Origin of the sequence: Paenalicyclobacillus macrosporangiidus, from assembly GCF_900116805.1 — a bacterium.
GTDB classification, from domain to species: Bacteria; Bacillota; Bacilli; order Alicyclobacillales; family Alicyclobacillaceae; genus Alicyclobacillus_H; species Alicyclobacillus_H macrosporangiidus.
In genome coordinates this window covers 132,215-151,879 of sequence record NZ_FPBV01000007.1, presented here as the reverse complement: position 1 = coordinate 151,879, position 19,665 = coordinate 132,215, and the positions used below count along the sequence as shown (strand labels likewise).

Below are 19,665 nucleotides of genomic sequence, written 5' to 3'. Positions count from 1 at the left end.
TGAGTTGCCCCGTTCATCCGCCATGGCCACCGAATCCGTCAGTTTCCGGACAACAAACACCGTCAACTTATGGCCATTATACGTTGGCTGTAACACCATGGATGTCCATCTAGAATCCCTTAACTTCAAATCACAAATCATGATGAACATAATCATCTTAATTGATTTTACATGAATATTCATGATTTGTTAGTCTGACAGTGACTACCGGTGAGAGGAGATATGCCCCATGAGAGAGGTTCTTGTATACCACGTGGACGCCTTTACCGACCGAAGATTTGGTGGAAATCCAGCGGGAGTCGTCCCGGATGCGACGAGTCTGACGCACGAGGATATGCAAAACATCGCTCGGGAACTCAACCTTTCTGAAACCGCATTCTTGGTTCCCGATCAACCGTCAGGGGGCCATCGGATCCGGTACTTTACCCCGACGTCAGAAATTGATTTTTGCGGTCATGCCACAATCGGCACCTCGTGGGTACTGGCAACTGAGTACGGTTGGAAGACCTCCGCATCGGGAATTTCCTTTCACACGAACGTGGGGGTGATTCCTGTAGAATGGGTACTCAACCAGGAGGGAGACGCGGAGACCGTCTTCATGCGCCAAGTCCCTCCACGGGTTCGGAGCACTGAGGTGAGTCCCGACGAGATCGCTCGTATCGTTGGGATCCACGTTTCCGACATCGATGCGAACTATCCGATTCGACTGGCCTATACGGGAAACTGGCACTTACTTGTCCCCGTTCGGTCACGGACCGCCATTGATGCTGCGCAACCACACCTCAACGAATTGGCCGAGATGAATATGAAGCAACAGGCAGCGACCACCCATCTGTTCACATTTGCCGAAGACGGGGATCCATACGATATGTACACCCGCGACTTCGGGCCTGCCGTAGGGATCCCGGAGGACCCGGTGACAGGTGCTGCAAATGGCGCTCTAGCAGGATATCTCGTTCTGGAAGGAATCTTGAATGCCGAGCAGACACATTCCTTACGCATGGCGCAGGGACACGCGATGGGGCGCCCTGGAATGGTTCTCGTGAATATCGTCCCTGGGGATGCACCTCAAATCCGCGTCGGCGGTGCGGCAGTGATCACGGTGACGGGCCGACTTCGGTTGGATTAACCTGGCACGTTCATGATGTCACCTAGGCCCTTTTGCACGCACATCTTGGTGGAGAACGGCCTAACGGTCGTTCCCCAATAAGCCCGCCGACGAGAAGGACATACCATCCAGTCTGACTGCCATCCGCTCACTCCCGCCGTTTGTATGGCCAGCTCGACAGCCCCTCGCCGGATTGCCAGCGAGGGGCTGCCGTCTGTTCGATCAACGGGTGATGAGGGTGTCACAGATCCGGATGTTCGTGCTTGGCGCGCAGGCGCCGCCAGCGGTGTTCGACTTCCGCCTCAAACTGAGCCAAGAGGTCCTTGTTCTCCGGCTTCAGCATATGTCGGGTTTTGCCCATCATCTTCAGCCAATCGGATACCGGGATGCGCTCTCCTTTGGCCTCGGGGTCGTACGTGATCACCGTCTTGCCGTGCTCCACCTCGTAGAGCGGGAAGAAGCAGCTCTTCACCGCCGCTCCCACAATCACGTTGCCCTGGTCATCCTTCGACTGCCAGTTGAGCGGGCAGGCAATCAGAATCTTGCCGTACACCAAGCCTTCGTTCTTCGCATACCACTGCGCCTTCGCGGCCTTTTTGATGAGATCCTGCGGGAACGCCTCACACCCCGTGAAGACGTAGGGGATGTTGGCCGCCGCCATGATCTGCGGGGTGTCCTTGTGCGGGAAGGTCTTCCCTGCCCCCTTCTCGCCCACCCCCGACGTGGACGTCCTGTGCCCCAGAGGCGTGGCGTAGGACAGTTGCGCGCCCGTGTTCATGTAACCCTCGTTGTCATACTCCAGAATGATCATGCGGTGGTTGCGCAAGGCGGCACCGAGGGCCGGACCCATCCCGATGTCCATCCCTCCGTCCCCCGTCACCATGATGAACGTGATGTCTTCCCCGCTCGGGATCTCACCCCGCCGCTTTTTCTCCCAGAACATTTCCACCAGGCCGGACAGCGTGGCGGCGCCGTTTTGGAACAGGTTGTGCAGGTACGTCACCCGGTGCGAGGTGTAGGGGTACCCGGTGGAGGTCACCATCGCGCAACCGGTCTGGTACAACACCACCACGTCACCCTCAATCCCCTTGAGGAACGTCTCTACACCGGGGAAGATGCCGCAACCGGGACACGCCCCGTGACCCGGCGCCAAGCGCCGCGGTTTCTTGGTCAGCGTGCGCAGGTTCGGCACCTTCACGCGCAGGCTCCCCGTCTGCTCGTCCCGCTCCACGGACACGAACCCGCTCGTCTCCTCCCGCGTGAGCGGCGGCAAGCCGGGAGCGAACGCGACGGCGTCTGGATCGCCTGCTTCGACACCGTAATAGTCGAAGGACGCGACGCTTCCGCCTTCCAACCAAGTGATGCACTCGCGGAACAGGTTCATGGCGTCGGCCGGGTAAAACTCCCTGCCCCCCAGCCCAAACACCCGGGAGAGCACGTGCACCGGGGCGTGCGTCTCCTGCAGGGCCGCCTTGACTTCGTGGGTCAAATTTGGGCCGTGGCCACCGTACGAATCCGCCCGCTCTGCGACGAGGACCACCTTCGTCTTGGAGAGCGCCTCCTGCACCGCCTGGAGCGGGAACGGCCGAATCATGTTGGGAGATACGATCCCCGCCTTGATCCCCTTCGCCCGCAACTCATCCACCGCCACGCGGGCCGTCTCCGCCGCGGAGTTGAGGATGAACAGGGCGATGTCGGCGTCTTCCATGCGGTAGAGATTGAGCAGCCCGTAGTGGCGGCCCGACAGCGTGGCGTACTCCGCGGCCACCTGTTCAAAGACATCGGCCGCCCGATACATGGCGATGGACTGCTGATACTTGTTGTTGATGAAGTCCGGCTCGTTCATGTACGGGCCGACCGTGACCGGACGGCGCGGATCGAGCGTCGTGACCGGCGGCTCCGGCACCGGACCGACGAACCGCTGAACCGTTTCGCGATCCCGGAAGAACTTCACCCGCAGCTTGGCGTGGGACGTGAAGAAGCCGTCATACGCCACGATGACCGGCAGCCGGACCTCGCTGTGTTCCGCAATGCGAAGCGCCATCAGGTTCATGTCGTACACCGCCTGCGGGTCCCTTGCGAGGAGGATGGGCCAGCCGATGTTGAGACCGTAGTACAGGTCGGAGTGATCGCCGTGGATGTTCAGGGGACCGGAGACCGACCGCGTCACCAGGTTCAGCACCATGGGAAACCGAGTCCCCGATTGGACCGGCAGATTCTCCAACATGTACAGGAACCCTTGGGCCGAGGTGGCGTTGAACACCCGGCCCCCGCCTGTGGAGGCGCCGAAACAGATGCCCGCGGCACCGTGTTCACCGTCCGCCGGGATCATCACGATGTCGTGCTCGCCTCGGACGCGCATCTCATCCAGGTATTCGGCGATCTCGGTGGAAGGCGTGATGGGAAAGTACCCCATCACGTGGTAGTTGATCTGGGCAGCCGCCTTGGCCGCCATCTCGTTCCCCGACCGCAACTCCTCCATCTCCAACGGCTTGTGCTCGGAGGGATGCTGAACGGACGGCCGTTCCAGGACGTTCATGCTCATCGCACGATGACCTCCTTCTGCGTCCAGAACCGGTGTGGCACGCGGTGCCGCTGGACGTATTCCTCCGTCTCCGGGATGGTGGACAAGGCATGGGTCGGGCAGGCGACCACGCACTTCTGGCATCCCTTGCAGTATTGGTAGTCGATCCCGACGAGATACTGGAACATCCGCCCCTTCCCGTTGTCACGCGTCTCCCACACAAAGCAGGCGTCCGGGCAGACCTGATCGCACGCGGCGCAATGGATGCACGAATCGAGGTCCAGCGCCGGAATGAATCCCTGGCGCGATACGCTGAGGTCCTTGACGACGGAGTTGCCCGGGCTGAGAATGGCGCCGCCGATGTACTGGGTGGCGTAGCCGAGGACGGACCCATGGGTCGGCGCATCCGGCTGGCTCAGGACGGGGCCGCCGGAACCCTGTTCTTCCACCACCTCCATCCGGCCCGCCTCGAACGTGCGCAGGTTCGCCTCCAGCAGGTGCTGGTAGCGGGCCGAGAACGTCTCCGCGATCCCCTCCCGCACCGCCTCCGGATCCAACTGCGGGACCACATGGCACAGGGCGCCGAGCATCGCGGTGTTGATGCGGGTGCCCTCCCGCACCGAGATCCCCAGCGCGTCTACACAGGCGATCTTGACGTCTCCCCGTCTCACCTGCTCGCGAATGTCGGCCGGACTTCGTTTGGTGTTCACCAACAGCGTGCCCCCCGGCCGTAACCCCGACAGGGTCGACAGGTTCCGCAGCAGCGCTTCGTGAAACACCGCCACGACGTCCGGTTCGTCCACCGGATAGGTCCCGCGAATCGCCACATCCGGTGGTGCAAAGCGGACAAACGCTTTCACAGGGGTTCCTTTCTTCTCCGATCCGTACGACGCCGCGTACCATCCATTCCATCCCTGCCGAAGCACACCCGATTCCGACAGGATCTTGCCGGCCAAATTGGCACCCAGTCCTCCGATGGATTCCATACGGATCTCCAGGAACGGACGGGTTGCGCCCTCTGTCATCTGTTTCATCACGGATTCACCCCCGATCCCGCAGTCAACCGGGAATGGATGCGACTGGGGAGAGACTGTACCAGTGCTGGATAATCGTACAGCTGGTACAGTTCAAGGGTAAATCCAGCCCCCTGCGGGGAAAAAGGTGAATCTGTATCCTCTTTTCATAGGCCGATGTTCATAGGCGGAATGGACCATCGGTCACGTCCAAACGGACCCCCGCACGGAAGGCCAGGGGACAGCCAGGCTCATGGGATGGACACGTTTTTCAGCGGCCGTTCGTCAACCACCAGGGTGAACACGTCTGGACGCGCGTAATGGCCCGTCACGTCAAAGTCATACCGCGCCTCTTCAATCTGTCGCAGATCCAGATCGGCATACAGGATCCCCTCCTGGTGGTACAACGGCCCCGCGATATAGTCGCCAAGCGGACCGAGAATGGCGCTCCCGCCCCGGCACATCTCATCCGGCCACGCGTCCAGCTCGTGATAGCCCGCGAGGTCCTGAGGATACGTGTCCTTGGTGACGTACTGATTGCACGCCAGCACGAAGCAACGGCCCTCACACGCGATGTGCTGCAACGTCGCCTGCCACGTGTCCCGGGCATCCGCCGTCGGCGCGATGTAAATCGTCACCCCTTTGTCGTACATCGCCGCGCGGGCGAGCGGCATGTAGTTCTCCCAGCAGATGAGACCGCCGACGCGGCCGAACGGCGTGTCGATCACGATGAGCGTACTTCCGTCCGCCTCGCCCCAGATCAACCGTTCCGATCCGGTGGGCTTCAACTTCCGGTGCCGGCCGAGCAGCGTTCCGTCCGGGCCGAAGTACAACATGGTGCCATACAGCGTGCCTTGGCCGCCGTGATCGGCCCGCTCGACGATGCCCATCACCACGTACGCCTGCACGCGGACGATGGCTTCCGACAGCCGATCGATGGCCGGGCCCGGCACGCTGACCGCGCTGCGCCAGTATCGGCCGAAGTCTTTTCTCCCCTCTGGGCTGCGGTGACCCACCACCGTCCCAAACGACAGGCCCCGCGGATAACCGGATAAAAATGCCTCCGGGAAAACGATCAACTCCGCTCCCTGCCGGCCGGCCTCTTCCAGCAACCGGCAAGCCTTCTCCACACTGGCCTCCTGATCCATCATCACCGATGCCGCCTGCACGACGGCGACCCGGACCGTATCCACGCTGCGCATGGTCTCTGCCCCGCTTTCCCCATGATGGCTTCTGTCACATCCATTTTATCGTTGTGGATGGATCTGTACTGCCTGCCGGCCGAGTGGTAAGCTGTCCACAGAAACGCGTGGGAACGGCCAGGCCAGTCATTGAACAGGAGAGATGCTCGATGCCATCCATTCGCCGCCTGATGTTTTGGATGACGATCCCGCTGGTCTTCACGGCCCTCGCGGGTTGCGCACAGCCGAGTGGGAGCGGTTCCGTGGCGCAGAACACCGGATCGCCCTCCGCAACCAACGGGGTCTCCTTGCAAAATACGACCAATGCGACAACGGCTGACCGCCACTTTCCCGCCAACCGGCCGTTTGAGAATCGGTTGAACGCCCTGCCGACCACTCCGGCCAATGTGCTGAACGCCAAGCCCGCGGATCCCGCCGTCTACGCCTCCATCCCGGCCCTGACGCCGGAAGGAGCGTCGCTCACCCTAACCCCCTCGGAGCGGCCTGTGGTGTTTGTGGCCTACTGGTGCCCCCACTGCCAACGTACCTTGGTGCTGTGGGATCAGCACTGGTCTGAGCTGCCTGTGAAACCGGTGATTGTGGCCACCGGGTTCGAACCGGGCACCCCCTTGGCGCAGGCGAAGCAGATTGATGAAGACGAGATTCGGGGACTGAATCTGAAACACATCCAATTCGACGCTTATCTTTTGGATACGAACATCGGAAAAAAGGTGATCCAGGCGTATCCGGAAGTGGTGTTCCAGCAGGGAGACCAACTGTTGACCGTCACCGGTGAACGGACGCTTGCGGTATGGAAGCAGGTGTTGTCTTGAGGCAATCAGGCGGATTCGGGGTGCCCGGAACTCATCCAGAGCCGGGCACCTTCGGCATGTTGGGCCCCGTGGCCGGCGGGGTGATGGGAGGGTTTGAACGCGGCAACGGGGCGTGAGGAGTCCCCGGTGGCGGATACGTCGGTGTGATGCCCCGGTCCACATTCCCCGGTTCCCATGGAGACACAATTCCGTTGTCTTTCGATCCGCTGCGGTACGGCGAAGCGATCCCGGGATCGACGCGCGGCCGGTCGAGAGGGCTGCCAGGCGTCACCGGGGGACGGACGTTAGGCGGCGTCTGAGGTTTGGCGGGCGTGGCTCGTCCGGGCCCCGCTGCGGCCGTCTCGCCTCCCCGCGTGTCAGATGGTCCTTGGATCACCGCCGTGGTCCCGAGGACCGCCATGAGCAACCCTGCCGCGACGGATCCCGTCACGATGGCGCGGGCCATCCATCCTCTCACGGACCATGCCCTCCTCTCTCACGTTCCATACTATAGACGACCGTCTGACGACGTCGTTACAGGGCAGCCGTCACCCTCCAACACCGAGACGGCCGGTGCTTCCGATGGCAGGCGCGGATGAACCCATCCACACAAGGACGCAAGCCGAAAGCCGGCCCAAAAGGGCCGGCTTTCGGTGAGCCATGGCCTGTTTGTATCGCCAGAGGGATCTCCCTCAGCGAACCGAAACCAGTCCCAGTGCTTCCGCAACCCGAGCGCCGTACCCTTCGTCCGCCTTGCGGAAGTGTTCAATCATGCGCAGTTGAATGTCCTGGCGCGCGTGTTTCAACGAGGCGACGATGTTGTCGATGAGGTCCGCCTTCTCCTGCGGATCGAGCAGGCGGTAGAGGTCTCCCGGCTGCGTGTAGTGGTCGTCCTCACGATACGGGTGGCTGGTGGCGTATCCGGACACGGCCAACGGCGGAGCCGCCGCATCGGGCACCTGAACCGGCCCGTTGTAGCTGTTCGGTTCGTAGTTCACCTGGCCGCCTCCGTTTCCGTCGAACCGCATGAACCCGTCGCGCTGATAGTTATTGACCGGGGCAATCGGGCGATTGATCGGCAACAGGTGATGGTTGACGCCCAGCCGGTAACGGTGTGCGTCCGCGTAGGCGAACAGCCGGCCCTGGAGCATCTTGTCCGGCGAGGGCGCGATACCGGGCACCAGATTGGCCGGCGAGAAGGCCGCTTGCTCTACTTCGGCGAAGTAGTTTTCCGGATTCCGGTTGAGCACCAGCTTGCCCACCGGGATCAGCGGGTAGTCCTTGTGGGACCAGACTTTCGTGACATCGAACGGATCGAACCGGTAAGTCTCCGCGTCCTGCAGCGGCATGATCTGGACATAGAGCGTCCATGACGGGTAGTCGCCCCGTTCAATCGCCTCGTACAGGTCGCGGGTGGCGTAATCCGGGTCTTCCCCAGCCACGCGCACCGCCTCTTCGCGGCGGAAATTCTGAATCCCCTGGTCGGTCTTGAAATGGTACTTCACCCAGACCGCTTCTCCCTTGTCGTTGTACCACATGAACGTGTGGCTGCCGTACAGGTGCATGTGGCGGTATGACTTCGGGGTCCCGCGGTTGCTGAACAGGATGGTGATCTGGTGCAGGGCCTCCGGAGAATGCGACCAGAAGTCCCAGGCCATGTTCGGATCCCGCAGGCCTGTCGCCGGGTGGCGCTTCTGCGAGTGGATGAAATCCGGGAACTTCAGGGGATCGCGGATGAAGAACACAGGCGTGTTGTTGCCCACGAGGTCATAGTTGCCCTCTTCCGTATAAAACTTGATGGCGTTGCCGCGCGGATCGCGCTCGGTGTCAGCCGATCCCTTTTCCCCTGCCACCGTGGAGAAGCGGATGAACACCGGCGTGCGCTTGCCGACTTCGCTCAGGAACTTCGCCTTCGTCCACTGGCTGACCGGATGCGTCACCTCAAAGTACCCATGCGCCCCCGCGCCTTTGGCATGCACCACGCGTTCCGGAATGCGCTCCCGGTTGAAGTTGGCCAACTTCTCGAGCAAGTGATAGTCCTGAATCAGGACAGGACCGCGTTGGCCCGCGGTCTGGGAATTTTGGTTGTCGGCTACGGGTGCGCCCGACGCCGTGGTCAGTTTGGTCGGTTCGCTCATCCAGGCACCTCCAAATCAAATTTAGACTAAGTCTAAAATCAAATATAGCACAGCTATCGGGGATCGCAAGAGGAAAAACACCGCTCCATCCGACATGTATGTGGCTGGCGCGCGCTGTAGAACGGGGATGGGGACGGAGGATGAAGGGCATGAAAAAAACCGGCGGCAACCGGTTCAAAAAGGGATGGGGACATTCAATGCCCGGCGGATTCCGCCGAGTCCCTGCTGGTCCGTGAAGCGCAGTCCGGACACAGCCCGTGGATGACCAGATCCACGTCCTCGATCCGGTACCGCGTGTCCTCGACCACCTGGTGGAGATACGCGTCGGGGATGGGGGCAAACACCTCATCCACGCGGCCGCATACCCGGCAGACGATGTGGTGATGCGGCTCGACCCTCGCATCGTACCGGCTGACGGTCTCGCCGACCTTCAGCTCCCGCAGAAACCCGTGCTCCGTGAGATACCGCAAGGAATTGTAGACGGTCGCATACGAGATGCGGTGTCCCGCAGCGTGCAGGCGCTCCAGGATGTCCGCCGCGGTCGGGTGATCATCGCCGTGGAGGACGGTGTGGTACACCAATTGCCGCTGCTTTGTCAAAGGTTTTTTCGCGTCCATGGCGCACCCCCCTCCTCACATCCCTCCTATTGTACGGCGTGTCGACGACCTTGACAACTGCCGTTGCCACCGTCTCGAGTGTGTGCCATCCTGGAGATGGGGGGTTCGTGATGGCAGCGCGGCGATTCACCGTTCTTTACGACGCCCAGTGCCCGCTCTGCGTGCGGGCGGCGGCTTGGTTGCGAGCGCGGGACAAATCCGGACAACTCCACTTCCGTCCTGCACAGGACAGCGGCTTCGTGGGTGCCTGCCGATTGGATCCGAGGGCCGTGCTCGAGGAGATGCACGTAGTGTCCGACACCGGCGAGGTCCGTCGAGGTGCCGACGCCGTCGTGTGGGTCATGAGCCAACTGTCCGGCTACCGGTGGTTGGGCATCCTGTACGGCATCCCCGGGATGCGTGCGGCCGCGCGCTCTGTCTACCGGGCCGTGGCTGCACGACGAATGCGCCATCCGAAGTGAGGCCCGAGTTAATGCCCCGGCGCGTTTTCTGACTCCCCGCTGGGTGCATCGGCGTCCTCTCGTCCCCGAGAATCCCAGGAATCGGGGACCTGCACGCCCCCTGCCGCAGGCGAGCGACGGATGGGAAGATGCCCTTGTTCCAACAGGGCTAGAAATCGCCGTCCGCCGTCCGACAGGTCGAGTTCCAGCGCCTCCCGCAGGCGCCGCGCGAACCCCGGGTGTCGCCCGTCGGTCGAGACCGCCACCGTGACGTCCCCCACCCGGACGGTGGCCGGAAACATGCAGGTGCAAGCCTCCGCCCGATCCGCCACGTTGACGAAACAGGCCATCGTTTCCGCTTCGGCTGACACTTGTCGATTGACGTCCGGGTGATCGGTGGCCGCAATCACCAGCTGGGCGCCCGCCAGGTCGCCACGCTCGTACCGCCGAGCGACCCAGACCACGTCACCGCTTGCGACCCGAGCGCGGATCCTGGGCTCCAAAGCCGGGCTGATGACGCGGACCTTCGCGCCCGCCGCCACCAGTTTTTCAATTTTCCTCGCAGCCACCCGTCCCCCGCCGACCACCACGCACAGCTTCCCGCGAAGATCCAAGGACACCATGAACCCTGGCAACTGGGCTCCCTCCCTTGTGTATCAACTTTCTTGAGACACGGTGCCGCCCGTTGTACAACGGCGTGCAGGTCCAGCGCCAAGGATGCACTGTCCCAGAGCCGCCCGCCATCCGCCGCGGACCTGTTGGATCACCGTATCCCGTTTGGCTCAAACCTGCTATACTGCGAATCGTACGGAATTGCTTCGAGCGCAAATCCCGGCAATCCTATGAAAAATGATGAACAGGAGATCGTGGAGATGAAACCATTCGCAACCGTTCCATCCGCGCTTCCCCCGCAAGGTGTGCGCGTGATCATGGACCTCGCCTGGCAGGTGCCCGACTGCATCCACCTCGAGGTGGGTGAACCGAACTTTCCGACCCCGGCCCACATCGTCGAGGCAGCCGTGGACGCGGCCCGCAGCGGATTCCACAAGTACACCCCGAATGCGGGCATCCCCGAGCTGCGCGAGGCCATCGCCGCCAAGATGAAACGCTACAACGGGATGGAGGTCTCGCCCGAGCAGGTCTGCGTCCATCCCGGTGCCGTCACGGGCATCGCGAGCGTGATGCTGGCTCTGGTCGACCCGGGCGACGAAGTGTTGGTCCCCGGCCTCTCCTGGCCAAACGGGGAAATGAACGTCAGACTCTTCGGCGGTGTGCCCGTCCATTACAGTCTGCGCGCCGAAAACGGCTTCTTGCCTGATCTGGAAGAGCTGGAACGTCTGGTCACCCCGCGCACCAAGGCGCTACTCGTCAACACCCCCGGCAATCCGACCGGCGCCGTGTTCGACGAGGAGACGGTGATGGCGTTGACGGCCTTCTGCAGGCGGCACGACCTGTGGCTGATCTCCGACGAGATCTACGAGGCCATCGTGTTCGATCGCCCGCACATCAGCCCGGGCCGGTTCGCTCCTGAACGCACGGTCACCATCTCCGGGTTCTCCAAGGCGTACGCGATGACCGGGTGGCGCCTGGGATACACAGTCGCACCGCGTGATCTGGCCAGCGTGATCATCAAGCTTCAGGAGCCACTCATCTCCAGCACCAACAGCCTCACGCAGCGTGCGGGCGTCGCCGCGTTGACGGGGCCGCAGGCGTGCGTGGAGGAAATGCGCGAAGCGTATCGGCGGCGGCGCGATTTGGCGCTGGACATCCTGCGTGCGCAGGGGCTCTACCGCTACACGCCACAAGGGGCCTTTTACATCATGGTGGACGTGTCCGGCTACAGCCTCGACTCGTACGCGGCGGCCAAGGCGATCTTGGCCGAGACGAAAGTCGCCGTCGCCCCCGGCGAAGCGTTCGGCCGCGACGGGCGCGGACTGGTGCGTGTCTCGCTCGCCAACAGCGACGAGCTGCTGCGCCAGGGGATGGAGCGCATCTGTGCCTTCCTCGCACGGTGCCGGCAGCCGGCGTGAGGACACCGGCAAACGGTCATGACGGCCGCACCCGGGGGATGCCCCGAGATGCGGCCGTCGTGGATTGGAGTCGGCGCGATGCGGTCACAGGCTCCTGACCATCCCGCCGTCAACCAGGATGGCCTGCCCGGTGATGTACCCGTTGGCCGCGGAGCCGAGGAACAATGCCAGGGCGGCGAACTCGTCCGGGGTGCCATAGCGGCCGAGCGGGATCTGGGCCTTGCTCTGGCGTTCGACCTCCTCGATGCTGACGCCGAGCTGCCGCGCCCGGTTGGCGTCGAGCTGCGCCACACGGTCCGTGGCGATGCGGCCGGGTCCGACCACGTTGACCAGAATGTTGTCCGGCGCCAACTCGATGGCCAAGCTCTTGGACAGTCCGAGGATGCCGGCGCGGTAGGTGTTCGACAAGATCAGGTTCTCAATCGGTTGGCGGATGGACGATGACGTGAAATTGACGATGCGCCCCCACTGGTTCCGCCGCATGTGCGGCAGCGCACGCCTCGTGGCACGCACCACGCTCATCAAGGTCAGCTCGTGCGCCAGAATCCACTGGTCTTCACGGATGGTGTCGAAGTTGCCCGGCGGCGGGCCACCCGCGTTGTTGATGAGCACATCCACCCCGCCGAAGGTCGACTCCGTTTCGGCGAACAGCCGTTCGATATCCTCCGCTTGGGCAACGTCGGCGACGCAGTAAGCAACGTCCGGGTTGCCTGTGGCGCTTCGAATCTCCTCCTGCGCCTTGCGCAGGGCCTCTTCGCTGCGGCTGGTCAGCATCACACGCGCACCCTCGGCCGCAAACGCCTTCGCAGTCGCATAACCCAACCCCTTGCTCGACGCGAGGACGAGCACGGACTTTCCTTTCACTCCAAAGTCCATCCAAACTTCCCCCACTCTGAAAGTTTCCAACTCTACTTCTCCCCTTCACTATACCCCCAGCCCGCATACGGATTCAACCGCCGCGACGTGCGGAAGGTCCCATTCCCACTCCTTCCTGGGGCATGCATAAGCCAACCAGGACGGGCAAAACATACCTGTGATTCCACCGAAGGAGGGTGGCCGATGAGAGACAGTCTGGCCATGAAAATCCTGCGCGAGCACCTCGTCTCCGCCCCCGACTCGCTGCGGCCGGGCCGGGAGATCCTGATTCGGGTGGATCACACCCTGACGCAAGACGCCACCGGCACCATGGCCTATCTGCAGTTTGAGGCGATGGGCGTCCCGCGCGTGCGCACCCGCCGCTCCGTCAGCTACGTCGACCACAACATGCTGCAGACGGGCTACGAGAACATGGACGATCACGTGTTTCTCCAGACCTTCGCCGCCAAGCACGGCGTCTACTTCTCCCGGCCGGGCAACGGGATCTGCCACCAGGTGCACCTGGAACGGTTCTCGGAACCCGGGCTCGTGCTGCTCGGCTCCGACTCGCACACGCCCACCTGCGGCGGGGCCGGCATGCTGGCCATCGGCGCCGGGGGATTGGACGTGGCGGTCGCCATGGCAGGAGGCCCCTTCGGCCTTCCGATGCCCAAAATCGTCGGGGTACACCTGAAGGGGCGGCGGCAACCGTGGGTGGCCGCCAAGGACGTCATCCTCGAGATGTTGCGTCGGCTTACTGTCAAGGGCGGGGTCGGCAAAATCTTCGAGTACTACGGCGAGGGAGTCCGCGACCTGACCGTCCCCGAGCGCGCGACCATCTGCAACATGGGCGCAGAGCTTGGTGCCACGACGTCCATCTTCCCCAGCGACGAGATCACCCGGGCATACTTCCGCAAGCAGAACCGGGAGACGGAGTGGCGCGAACTGGGGCCTGATCCGGATGCGGAGTACGACGAACACATCGAGATTGACCTCTCGGCGCTGGAACCTCTGGTGGCGCAACCCCACAGCCCGGACAATGTGGTCCGCGTGCGCGACATCGAGGGATTGCCGTTGGACCAGGTGTGCATTGGATCCTGCACCAACTCGTCGTTTCACGACCTGGCCATCGCCGCCCACGTGCTCAAAGGCCGGCGCGTGGCGAGCCGGGTGTCGATGACCCTCACCCCGGGGTCCCGCCAGGTGTTTGCGACCATCGCGCGCAACGGCATCCTCGCCGACCTCATCGCGGCGGGTGCCCGTGTCCTCGAGGCCGCTTGCGGCCCATGCATCGGCATGGGGCAGGCGCCGAAGTCGGGCGGCATCAGCCTGCGCAGCTTCAACCGCAACTTCGAAGGCCGATCCGGCACGCCGGACGCCAAAGTGTATCTGTGCAGCCCGGAGACCGCAGCGGTGTCCGCCCTGCGCGGGGTGCTCACCGACCCGCGGGATTACGAGGGCGCCTACGTCACCCAGCGGGAACCGGATGTGTACGACACGAACGATGAAGGGATGATCCTGCCTCCCTCGGACCATCCGGAGCAGGTGGAGGTGGTGCGCGGACCCAACATCAAGCCGCTGCCCACGCGAGGGCCGCTCGAATCGGTGATCCGGGGACGCGTCCTGCTCAAGGTGGGTGACAATATCACCACCGACCACATCATGCCGGCGGGATCGAAAATCTTGCCCCTGCGCTCCAACATCCCCGCCATCAGCGAGTACGTGTTCGTCCGGGTCGATCCGAAGTTTCCCGAACGCGCGAAGCAGTACGGCGGGGGGATCATCGTCGCGGGCAGCAACTACGGGCAAGGCTCAAGCCGGGAGCATGCGGCGCTCGCTCCGATGTACCTCGGGGTCAAGGCGGTCATCGCCAAGTCGTTTGCGCGCATCCACCGGGCGAATCTCATCAACTTCGGCATCCTGCCGTTGATGTTCACCGAGGAAGCCGATTATAACCGCATCTCGCAGGACGACGAGCTTGTCATCGAGGACGTCCCGGGCCAACTCCAGCGCGGATCCCGCATTGAGGTGTCGACATCGTCGGGCCAGCGCTTGGGCACCGTGTGCGAGGTGTCGCCACGGCAGCGGGACATCCTGCTGTCCGGCGGCCTGCTGAACCACGTGAAGATAAATCATGGTGGCGGCAAAGGCACCGAGGACGCCGCCGTGCATCTGAGTACCGCGACGATGATCGCGACCAATGGCCAGTTTCGCCCTGGGCGACCGAAGGTGGAGGAGGTTCGGGTATGATCGCGAAAGAAGTCATGATGCAGGCCCCGGTCGTCCTGCACCCGGAGATGACCGTTGCGGACGCCCTGGCGGACGCTGCCCGGTCGGAGCTGGACGTGCTGCCGGTTGTGGACGGTTCGGGGCGGTACCTGGGCACCGTTCCCAAATCGGCCCTGGCGGACCAGGCCGCTGATACCGGCCGCAAGGTGTCGTCCCTGTGCTGCTCGGACGCCCTGCTGTGCGATCCGGAGACAGCCATTGAACACTTTCAGCACGACGCGATGAGCGCCGTGCCGCACCGCACCATCGTGGTGGTCGGCAGAGACGGCCGCTACCACGGGGTCATTCCGTCCGTGCACTGGGCGGTCGACGAAGCCAAGGTACAAAGCGGCCACCCGCGCTCCCCGCTGGAGGTCCGCACGTCCAACATGCACCTGATCTGGCGGTGCCTGCAGTGTGGCGAGCTGGCAAAGCGCAACGACGGCCTCCCGGCGGTCTGTCCCAGTTGCGGCGCGGACGCAGGCCAGTTCTGCCTCCACACGGAAGATTGACCGGCTCGCACTGCGGGCCGGCCACCCTCAGCCCTGCCCGCTCCCCGGTCCGAACCGGGACCACTGCCACGACACCTGACGCAGGCCCGCGACCGTCTCCTGGGCCTGCCGCCACAGCGCCTGCTCCGGAAAGCGTCCTTGCGCCCAGTCCTCGTCGATCCGCTGCAGGATCCACACCAGATGGGCGAACGCAAAGGCCAAGTATCCGCGCATCCAGCGCCGCAATGGCGCGCCGGCGGCAGGCCCTTGCCGGGCCGATGCGTAGGCACGCAGCGCCCACAGACGATGGCACGGCACCGTTCGCGGTGCAGCAGGGCTGGTGGCGTCGAGCCACTGAAAGAGATCGAAGTACTCGTAATTGACGTGAACCCATTCCCAATCGATGACGGCGGGCCTCCGCCCCGCTCGGTCCCACAACACGTTGCCGGGATGCAGGTCGCCGTGGCAAAGGACCTCGCGTGCGAAGCGCAGGGGATACGCTGGATCTCGCTCCAAAACTGCAAAGAGTCGCAATTCGGTTCGGAGGGACGAGTCCATCCCGAGCCGCTTTGCCCAACGCCGGATAATTGCCGCCGGATCTCCTGACAGCACCTCTTCCACCAGCCTGGGCCAGTGGGGGGTGTGGGAACGGGGCTCACACCCCTGGGAGGCGAGTGCGGTGACCACCGCCTCTGGACGCATGTGGTGAATGCGCACCATCTCCCGAATCACGGCGAGGGCCGTCCGGCGATTCCATCGCACCGGCATCAGACCGTCGTCGGCGTACACCAGCACGCCGTCTTCCTCGTCACGCCACGCCACAAGGGTTGACCGAAGAAGACCCGTATCTGCCATCGCGCGGTGCACCGCGAGCTCGCGCGAGACGCGCCCCGTTCCCTTCACCCATTTGACAATCCACCCCGCGGTGCCCGGTTTGCGCCATCGTTCCACGCGGACGCCCGGCACCTCATACAGGCACGTCCGAAGCCAGCCTTCCGCCATGGCCGTGTCGGTCACCGCCACATCCTGGCGGAACGATTCCATGAGACACAGGTGACAAGAACCTGCACACCACGGATGCATGACGCCCCCCCTCTGACGACAAAAAGCGGAGGGTGGAGACCCTCCGCCGACTGGGGTGTGACACTGTCAAAACCTCGTTACCGCGAGTGCCTTGCCAAATGCGGGACGTTGGCGCGGTGAATCGGCTTCCAAGGGATGGGCGCCAGGCCGGTGCTGTCCGCCACCAGATTGCGCTTGTCCACCAGCGACTCGTACACGCCGTTCTTCTGCAAGGACCCGTAGAACGTCAGCTCGGCATTGTGGTTCTCCGTGTGCTGATTTGACATGATTCGCCACCCCCGGGCTTGTTGTTCCCCATCCCGGCGGGGAGATATTCGGCTGTCACAGACGAACGTGTTCACGCAGCCAATCTTTCAAGTCGGCGATGGGCACACGCACCTGATCCATGCTGTCCCGGTCGCGGATGGTGACCGCACGATCCTCCTCGGACTGGAAGTCGTACGTGATGCAATACGGTGTGCCGATCTCGTCGTGGCGGCGATACCGTTTCCCGATGGAACCGGAGTCGTCGTAGTCCACGTGGAATTCGCTGATCAGATCTTTCCAGACCGCCTGCGCCCCGTCGGCCAACTTCTTCGACAGAGGGAACACCGCAGCCTTGTACGGCGCCAACGCCGGGTGGAAGTGCAGAACCGTTCGGATGTCCCCGTCCTCCAGCGCCTGCTCCTCGTAGGCGTCCGCGAAGACCGCGAGCAGAAGCCGATCCACGCCGATGGACGGTTCGATACAATAGGGAATGAAGGGCTCCTTCCCTTCCACAGTGACCTGAAAGTCCTCGTGAGAATACTGCTGGTGTTGACTGAGGTCATAGTCGGTCCGGTTGGCGACACCGAGCAGTTCGCCCCATCCAAACGGAAACTTGTATTCCACATCGGTCGTGGCTTTGCTGTAATGAGACAGCTGTTCCTTGGCGTGGTCGCGCAGGCGAAGGTTTTCTTCCCGCAACCCAATGGACCGCACCCAGTCGTAACAGAATTGCCGCCAGTACTCAAACCAGCGAACATCCTCGCCCGGCTCGCAGAAGAATTCCAGTTCCATCTGCTCGAACTCCCGCGTGCGGAACGTGAAGTTCCCCGGCGTGATCTCGTTGCGGAAGCTCTTGCCCACCTGGCCGATGCCGAACGGCAGCTTCTTGCGCATGGTGCGCATCACGTGCTTGAAGTTCACGAAGATGCCCTGTGCCGTCTCCGGCCGCAGGAAAATTTCGTTCGATGCGTCCTCCGTGACCCCCTGGAACGTGCGGAACATCATGTTGAACTGCCGCACGGGCGTGAAGTCATGCGCCCCGCAGTCCGGGCACGCAATGTTCAACTCCGCGATGAGCCGGTCCATCTCCGGGAACGGCATCCCGTCCACGACCCGCTCCTCGCCACGCGCGGCCAGCGCCTCCTCAATCAACTTGTCGGCGCGGTGCCGCGCTTTGCAAGACCGGCAGTCCACCATGGGGTCGTTAAAGTTCCCGACGTGCCCGGACGCGACCCACACCTGGCGATTCATGAGGATGGCGGTGTCCAGGCCCACGTTGAACGGCGACTCGTGAATGAACTTCTGCCACCAGGCGCGTTTGATGTTATTCTTCAACTCCGCTCCGAGCGGGCCGTAGTCCCACGTGTTCGCCAGTCCTCCGTAGATGTCTGAACCAGGAAAGATGAATCCGCGATGTTTCGCCAGCGCGACCAGTTGTTCCATCGTGACGGCCATGTCGTGTCCTCCGTTTATACAACTTAAAGGCTATAATACTGGATGTGCCGGCGCGGCGCAACGAATCCACACGAATGGCCGTACGAAGGCCCGGAGTGCGGAGAACGGGAGCGAATGAGATGACACGGATCCGAGCCGTGTTCCTGGATATTGACGGGACGTTGGTGCACGACGGCGTGTTGGTGGGCAGTGCGGAACGAGCCGTACGCGGGCTGCAGGAACGGGGGTTCAAAGTGGCGCTTTGCACCGGTCGCTCCATCCTGCACACGAAACCCGTGCAACGGCGGCTGGGCATCGCGAGTGCCGTGTATTTCAATGGGGGTTTGGCCGTCGATGCCGACCAGACGGTCCGTTCCAGCCCCCTAGCGCCCGACGTGGTCCAGCGGCTGGCATCCTGGCAAACGGAATACCGATTGCCGGTCGTCTGGCACACCCCGGATGCCGCACTGACCCTCGAGCCCATCCCCGAACGGCATACGCCGATGATGCAGGCGTACAACTTCCCGCCTCTTCAGCAGGTGGATCGGTCTTATTTCGACAAGGTTTCCCCGGTCGTTTATCAGGTGAACGTGTTCGCCACTTCTCATTGGGACCAGAAACTTCAAAACGACTTTCCGGAGTGCCTGTTATACCGCTGGCACGAGGAAGGACTTGACCTGCAGAAGCGCGGATGTGACAAAATCCTCGGCGCGAAAGCGCTCCTCGCGGCTTGGGGAATTCCCCCGGAGCACGCCATGCACATTGGGGACGGCGGGAACGATATCGGGATGTTCCGCGGCCTCGGACTGGGCGTCGCCATGGGCAACGCGCCGCGCGAAGTGCAGGAGCAAGCGCACATGGTCACAACGGCCATCCATGAAGACGGCGTATACTACGCCTTACGCCGAGTCGGACTGCTCTGAGGCCGTTCGTGCAGAACCGTGTCGTCGAATCCTGTCATACGCCGCAGGAACGCGGCGAATCACAGCGGATGATCACGAAAATTCTCATTCCCGCGGCAATCGCGCTCCCTGCGGCAACAGCAGGGTTTGACCCGGTTGAACGACGGCCCGCTCCAGTCCATTTGCGCGCAAGATCTCCAAAACCGCCTGATCCGGTGCGACATCGGGCAACGTCTTTCGCGCAACCTGCCAGAGCGTGTCGCCCGGTTGGACGGTGTACCATACGGGACCCGACTGAGCCTCTGCCACTGCGCCCCGAATCGCCCACCAAGCGGCCATGCCCAAGACGGCCAAGATGACCACAGCCCATCCCCGTCCACGCTTGCGGCCGTGCGGTGGCGTGCGGAGGACGCGGCCATTCACGAAACGCGCTCCCCTCGGCGCCGTTCCGTTCATCGACTGCATCACCGGAATCACCCCCGAACACACGTTCTGATCCAAAAATAGATCGAACATATGTTCC

At 62.9% G+C, this 19,665-nt stretch carries 19 protein-coding genes; 7 read left to right on the top strand and 12 right to left on the bottom strand.

Features of this window, described 5'->3' with window-relative positions:
• Positions 1 to 229: 229 nt before the first annotated feature.
• A complete protein-coding gene (locus BM357_RS08415) occupies positions 230 to 1,129 on the top strand; it encodes a PhzF family phenazine biosynthesis protein (RefSeq protein WP_074951556.1) in 900 nt (299 codons plus the stop codon).
• Positions 1,130 to 1,349: 220 nt separating this feature from the next.
• Here BM357_RS08415 and BM357_RS08410 read toward each other — a convergent pair whose 3' ends face one another.
• The 3 genes from BM357_RS08410 to BM357_RS08400 form a co-directional block, all read right to left on the bottom strand.
• Complete coding sequence (locus tag BM357_RS08410; RefSeq protein ID WP_425426530.1) at positions 1,350 to 3,653, bottom strand: transketolase C-terminal domain-containing protein; 2,304 nt, start codon at positions 3,651 to 3,653, stop codon at positions 1,350 to 1,352.
• A complete protein-coding gene (locus BM357_RS08405; protein WP_074951554.1) occupies positions 3,650 to 4,666 on the bottom strand; it encodes a 2-oxoacid:ferredoxin oxidoreductase subunit gamma family protein in 1,017 nt (338 codons plus the stop codon). Before BM357_RS08405 ends, BM357_RS08410 begins: the two co-directional genes overlap by 4 nt.
• A gap of 230 nt (positions 4,667 to 4,896) precedes the next feature.
• Entirely contained in the window at positions 4,897 to 5,847 is a 951-nt protein-coding gene (locus tag BM357_RS08400; protein WP_074951552.1) for a carbon-nitrogen hydrolase family protein, read from the bottom strand.
• A 149-nt stretch (positions 5,848 to 5,996) separates the two neighbouring features.
• On the opposite strand from BM357_RS08400, the gene BM357_RS08395 reads away from it, so the two are divergent.
• On the top strand, positions 5,997 to 6,659 hold the full coding sequence (locus BM357_RS08395) for a hypothetical protein (protein WP_074951547.1): 663 nt from the start codon (positions 5,997 to 5,999) through the stop codon (positions 6,657 to 6,659).
• Between the two features lie 31 nt (positions 6,660 to 6,690).
• On the opposite strand, the gene BM357_RS08390 is transcribed toward BM357_RS08395, so the two are convergent.
• From BM357_RS08390 to BM357_RS08380, 3 genes are all read right to left on the bottom strand, one after another.
• The gene (locus BM357_RS08390) at positions 6,691 to 7,116 is read right to left on the bottom strand and encodes a hypothetical protein (protein WP_139234627.1); all 426 of its coding nucleotides are present in this window, start codon (positions 7,114 to 7,116) and stop codon (positions 6,691 to 6,693) included.
• Positions 7,117 to 7,330: 214 nt separating this feature from the next.
• Positions 7,331 to 8,776 carry a catalase gene (locus BM357_RS08385; protein ID WP_074951540.1) on the bottom strand — a complete coding sequence of 482 codons (1,446 nt, stop codon included), beginning with the start codon at positions 8,774 to 8,776 and terminating at the stop codon, positions 7,331 to 7,333.
• 194 nt (positions 8,777 to 8,970) lie between these two features.
• Positions 8,971 to 9,393 (bottom strand): Fur family transcriptional regulator, encoded by a 423-nt coding sequence (locus tag BM357_RS08380; protein WP_074951538.1) that lies wholly within the window; start codon positions 9,391 to 9,393, stop codon positions 8,971 to 8,973.
• A 110-nt stretch (positions 9,394 to 9,503) separates the two neighbouring features.
• On the opposite strand from BM357_RS08380, the gene BM357_RS08375 reads away from it, so the two are divergent.
• Positions 9,504 to 9,854: a thiol-disulfide oxidoreductase DCC family protein gene (locus tag BM357_RS08375; RefSeq protein WP_139234626.1), complete on the top strand. Its 351-nt coding sequence runs from the start codon at positions 9,504 to 9,506 to the stop codon at positions 9,852 to 9,854.
• Between the two features lie 8 nt (positions 9,855 to 9,862).
• Here BM357_RS08375 and BM357_RS08370 read toward each other — a convergent pair whose 3' ends face one another.
• Complete coding sequence (locus tag BM357_RS08370; RefSeq protein ID WP_074951532.1) at positions 9,863 to 10,468, bottom strand: precorrin-2 dehydrogenase/sirohydrochlorin ferrochelatase family protein; 606 nt, start codon at positions 10,466 to 10,468, stop codon at positions 9,863 to 9,865.
• Positions 10,469 to 10,705: 237 nt separating this feature from the next.
• On the opposite strand from BM357_RS08370, the gene BM357_RS08365 reads away from it, so the two are divergent.
• Positions 10,706 to 11,863 carry a pyridoxal phosphate-dependent aminotransferase gene (locus BM357_RS08365; protein WP_175511485.1) on the top strand — a complete coding sequence of 386 codons (1,158 nt, stop codon included), beginning with the start codon at positions 10,706 to 10,708 and terminating at the stop codon, positions 11,861 to 11,863.
• Between the two features lie 84 nt (positions 11,864 to 11,947).
• Here BM357_RS08365 and BM357_RS08360 read toward each other — a convergent pair whose 3' ends face one another.
• Entirely contained in the window at positions 11,948 to 12,739 is a 792-nt protein-coding gene (locus BM357_RS08360; protein WP_074951527.1) for an SDR family oxidoreductase, read from the bottom strand.
• A 183-nt stretch (positions 12,740 to 12,922) separates the two neighbouring features.
• Here BM357_RS08360 and BM357_RS08355 point away from each other — a divergent pair, with 183 nt between their 5' ends.
• Together BM357_RS08355 and BM357_RS08350 are read left to right on the top strand one after the other, a co-directional pair.
• A complete protein-coding gene (locus tag BM357_RS08355; RefSeq protein WP_074951524.1) occupies positions 12,923 to 14,968 on the top strand; it encodes an aconitate hydratase in 2,046 nt (681 codons plus the stop codon).
• The gene (locus tag BM357_RS08350; protein WP_074951521.1) at positions 14,965 to 15,498 is read left to right on the top strand and encodes a DUF7130 family rubredoxin-like protein; all 534 of its coding nucleotides are present in this window, start codon (positions 14,965 to 14,967) and stop codon (positions 15,496 to 15,498) included. Before BM357_RS08355 ends, BM357_RS08350 begins: the two co-directional genes overlap by 4 nt.
• Before the next feature lie 27 nt (positions 15,499 to 15,525).
• Here the strand turns inward: BM357_RS08350 and BM357_RS08345 are convergent, their stop codons facing one another.
• The 3 genes from BM357_RS08345 to BM357_RS08335 form a co-directional block, all read right to left on the bottom strand.
• The gene (locus BM357_RS08345) at positions 15,526 to 16,560 is read right to left on the bottom strand and encodes an aminoglycoside phosphotransferase family protein (protein ID WP_074951518.1); all 1,035 of its coding nucleotides are present in this window, start codon (positions 16,558 to 16,560) and stop codon (positions 15,526 to 15,528) included.
• Positions 16,561 to 16,637: 77 nt separating this feature from the next.
• The gene (locus BM357_RS08340) at positions 16,638 to 16,826 is read right to left on the bottom strand and encodes a hypothetical protein (protein WP_074951515.1); all 189 of its coding nucleotides are present in this window, start codon (positions 16,824 to 16,826) and stop codon (positions 16,638 to 16,640) included.
• A gap of 55 nt (positions 16,827 to 16,881) precedes the next feature.
• A complete protein-coding gene (locus BM357_RS08335) occupies positions 16,882 to 18,261 on the bottom strand; it encodes a glycine--tRNA ligase (protein WP_074951511.1) in 1,380 nt (459 codons plus the stop codon).
• 119 nt (positions 18,262 to 18,380) lie between these two features.
• Between BM357_RS08335 and BM357_RS08330 the strand changes: the two genes are divergently transcribed.
• Complete coding sequence (locus BM357_RS08330; protein ID WP_074951508.1) at positions 18,381 to 19,163, top strand: Cof-type HAD-IIB family hydrolase; 783 nt, start codon at positions 18,381 to 18,383, stop codon at positions 19,161 to 19,163.
• A gap of 84 nt (positions 19,164 to 19,247) precedes the next feature.
• Here the strand turns inward: BM357_RS08330 and BM357_RS08325 are convergent, their stop codons facing one another.
• Complete coding sequence (locus BM357_RS08325) at positions 19,248 to 19,565, bottom strand: LysM peptidoglycan-binding domain-containing protein (protein WP_175511484.1); 318 nt, start codon at positions 19,563 to 19,565, stop codon at positions 19,248 to 19,250.
• Positions 19,566 to 19,665 lie beyond the last annotated feature (100 nt).

What these genes read in the sequence shown, in the direction of transcription:
- BM357_RS08350 (WP_074951521.1), top strand. Translation starts at nt 14,965, where the DNA reads ATGATCGCGAAAGAAGTCATGATGCAGGCCCCGGTCGTCCTGCACCCG.
- BM357_RS08355 (WP_074951524.1), top strand. Translation starts at nt 12,923, where the DNA reads ATGAGAGACAGTCTGGCCATGAAAATCCTGCGCGAGCACCTCGTCTCC.
- BM357_RS08385 (WP_074951540.1), bottom strand. Translation starts at nt 8,776, where the DNA reads ATGAGCGAACCGACCAAACTGACCACGGCGTCGGGCGCACCCGTAGCC.
- BM357_RS08335 (WP_074951511.1), bottom strand. Translation starts at nt 18,261, where the DNA reads ATGGCCGTCACGATGGAACAACTGGTCGCGCTGGCGAAACATCGCGGA.
- BM357_RS08415 (WP_074951556.1), top strand. Translation starts at nt 230, where the DNA reads ATGAGAGAGGTTCTTGTATACCACGTGGACGCCTTTACCGACCGAAGA.
- BM357_RS08345 (WP_074951518.1), bottom strand. Translation starts at nt 16,560, where the DNA reads ATGCATCCGTGGTGTGCAGGTTCTTGTCACCTGTGTCTCATGGAATCG.
- BM357_RS08365 (WP_175511485.1), top strand. Translation starts at nt 10,706, where the DNA reads ATGAAACCATTCGCAACCGTTCCATCCGCGCTTCCCCCGCAAGGTGTG.
- BM357_RS08400 (WP_074951552.1), bottom strand. Translation starts at nt 5,847, where the DNA reads ATGCGCAGCGTGGATACGGTCCGGGTCGCCGTCGTGCAGGCGGCATCG.
- BM357_RS08330 (WP_074951508.1), top strand. Translation starts at nt 18,381, where the DNA reads ATGACACGGATCCGAGCCGTGTTCCTGGATATTGACGGGACGTTGGTG.
- BM357_RS08410 (WP_425426530.1), bottom strand. Translation starts at nt 3,653, where the DNA reads ATGAGCATGAACGTCCTGGAACGGCCGTCCGTTCAGCATCCCTCCGAG.
- BM357_RS08395 (WP_074951547.1), top strand. Translation starts at nt 5,997, where the DNA reads ATGCCATCCATTCGCCGCCTGATGTTTTGGATGACGATCCCGCTGGTC.
- BM357_RS08375 (WP_139234626.1), top strand. Translation starts at nt 9,504, where the DNA reads ATGGCAGCGCGGCGATTCACCGTTCTTTACGACGCCCAGTGCCCGCTC.
- BM357_RS08360 (WP_074951527.1), bottom strand. Translation starts at nt 12,739, where the DNA reads ATGGACTTTGGAGTGAAAGGAAAGTCCGTGCTCGTCCTCGCGTCGAGC.
- BM357_RS08380 (WP_074951538.1), bottom strand. Translation starts at nt 9,393, where the DNA reads ATGGACGCGAAAAAACCTTTGACAAAGCAGCGGCAATTGGTGTACCAC.
- BM357_RS08405 (WP_074951554.1), bottom strand. Translation starts at nt 4,666, where the DNA reads ATGAAACAGATGACAGAGGGCGCAACCCGTCCGTTCCTGGAGATCCGT.
- BM357_RS08340 (WP_074951515.1), bottom strand. Translation starts at nt 16,826, where the DNA reads ATGTCAAATCAGCACACGGAGAACCACAATGCCGAGCTGACGTTCTAC.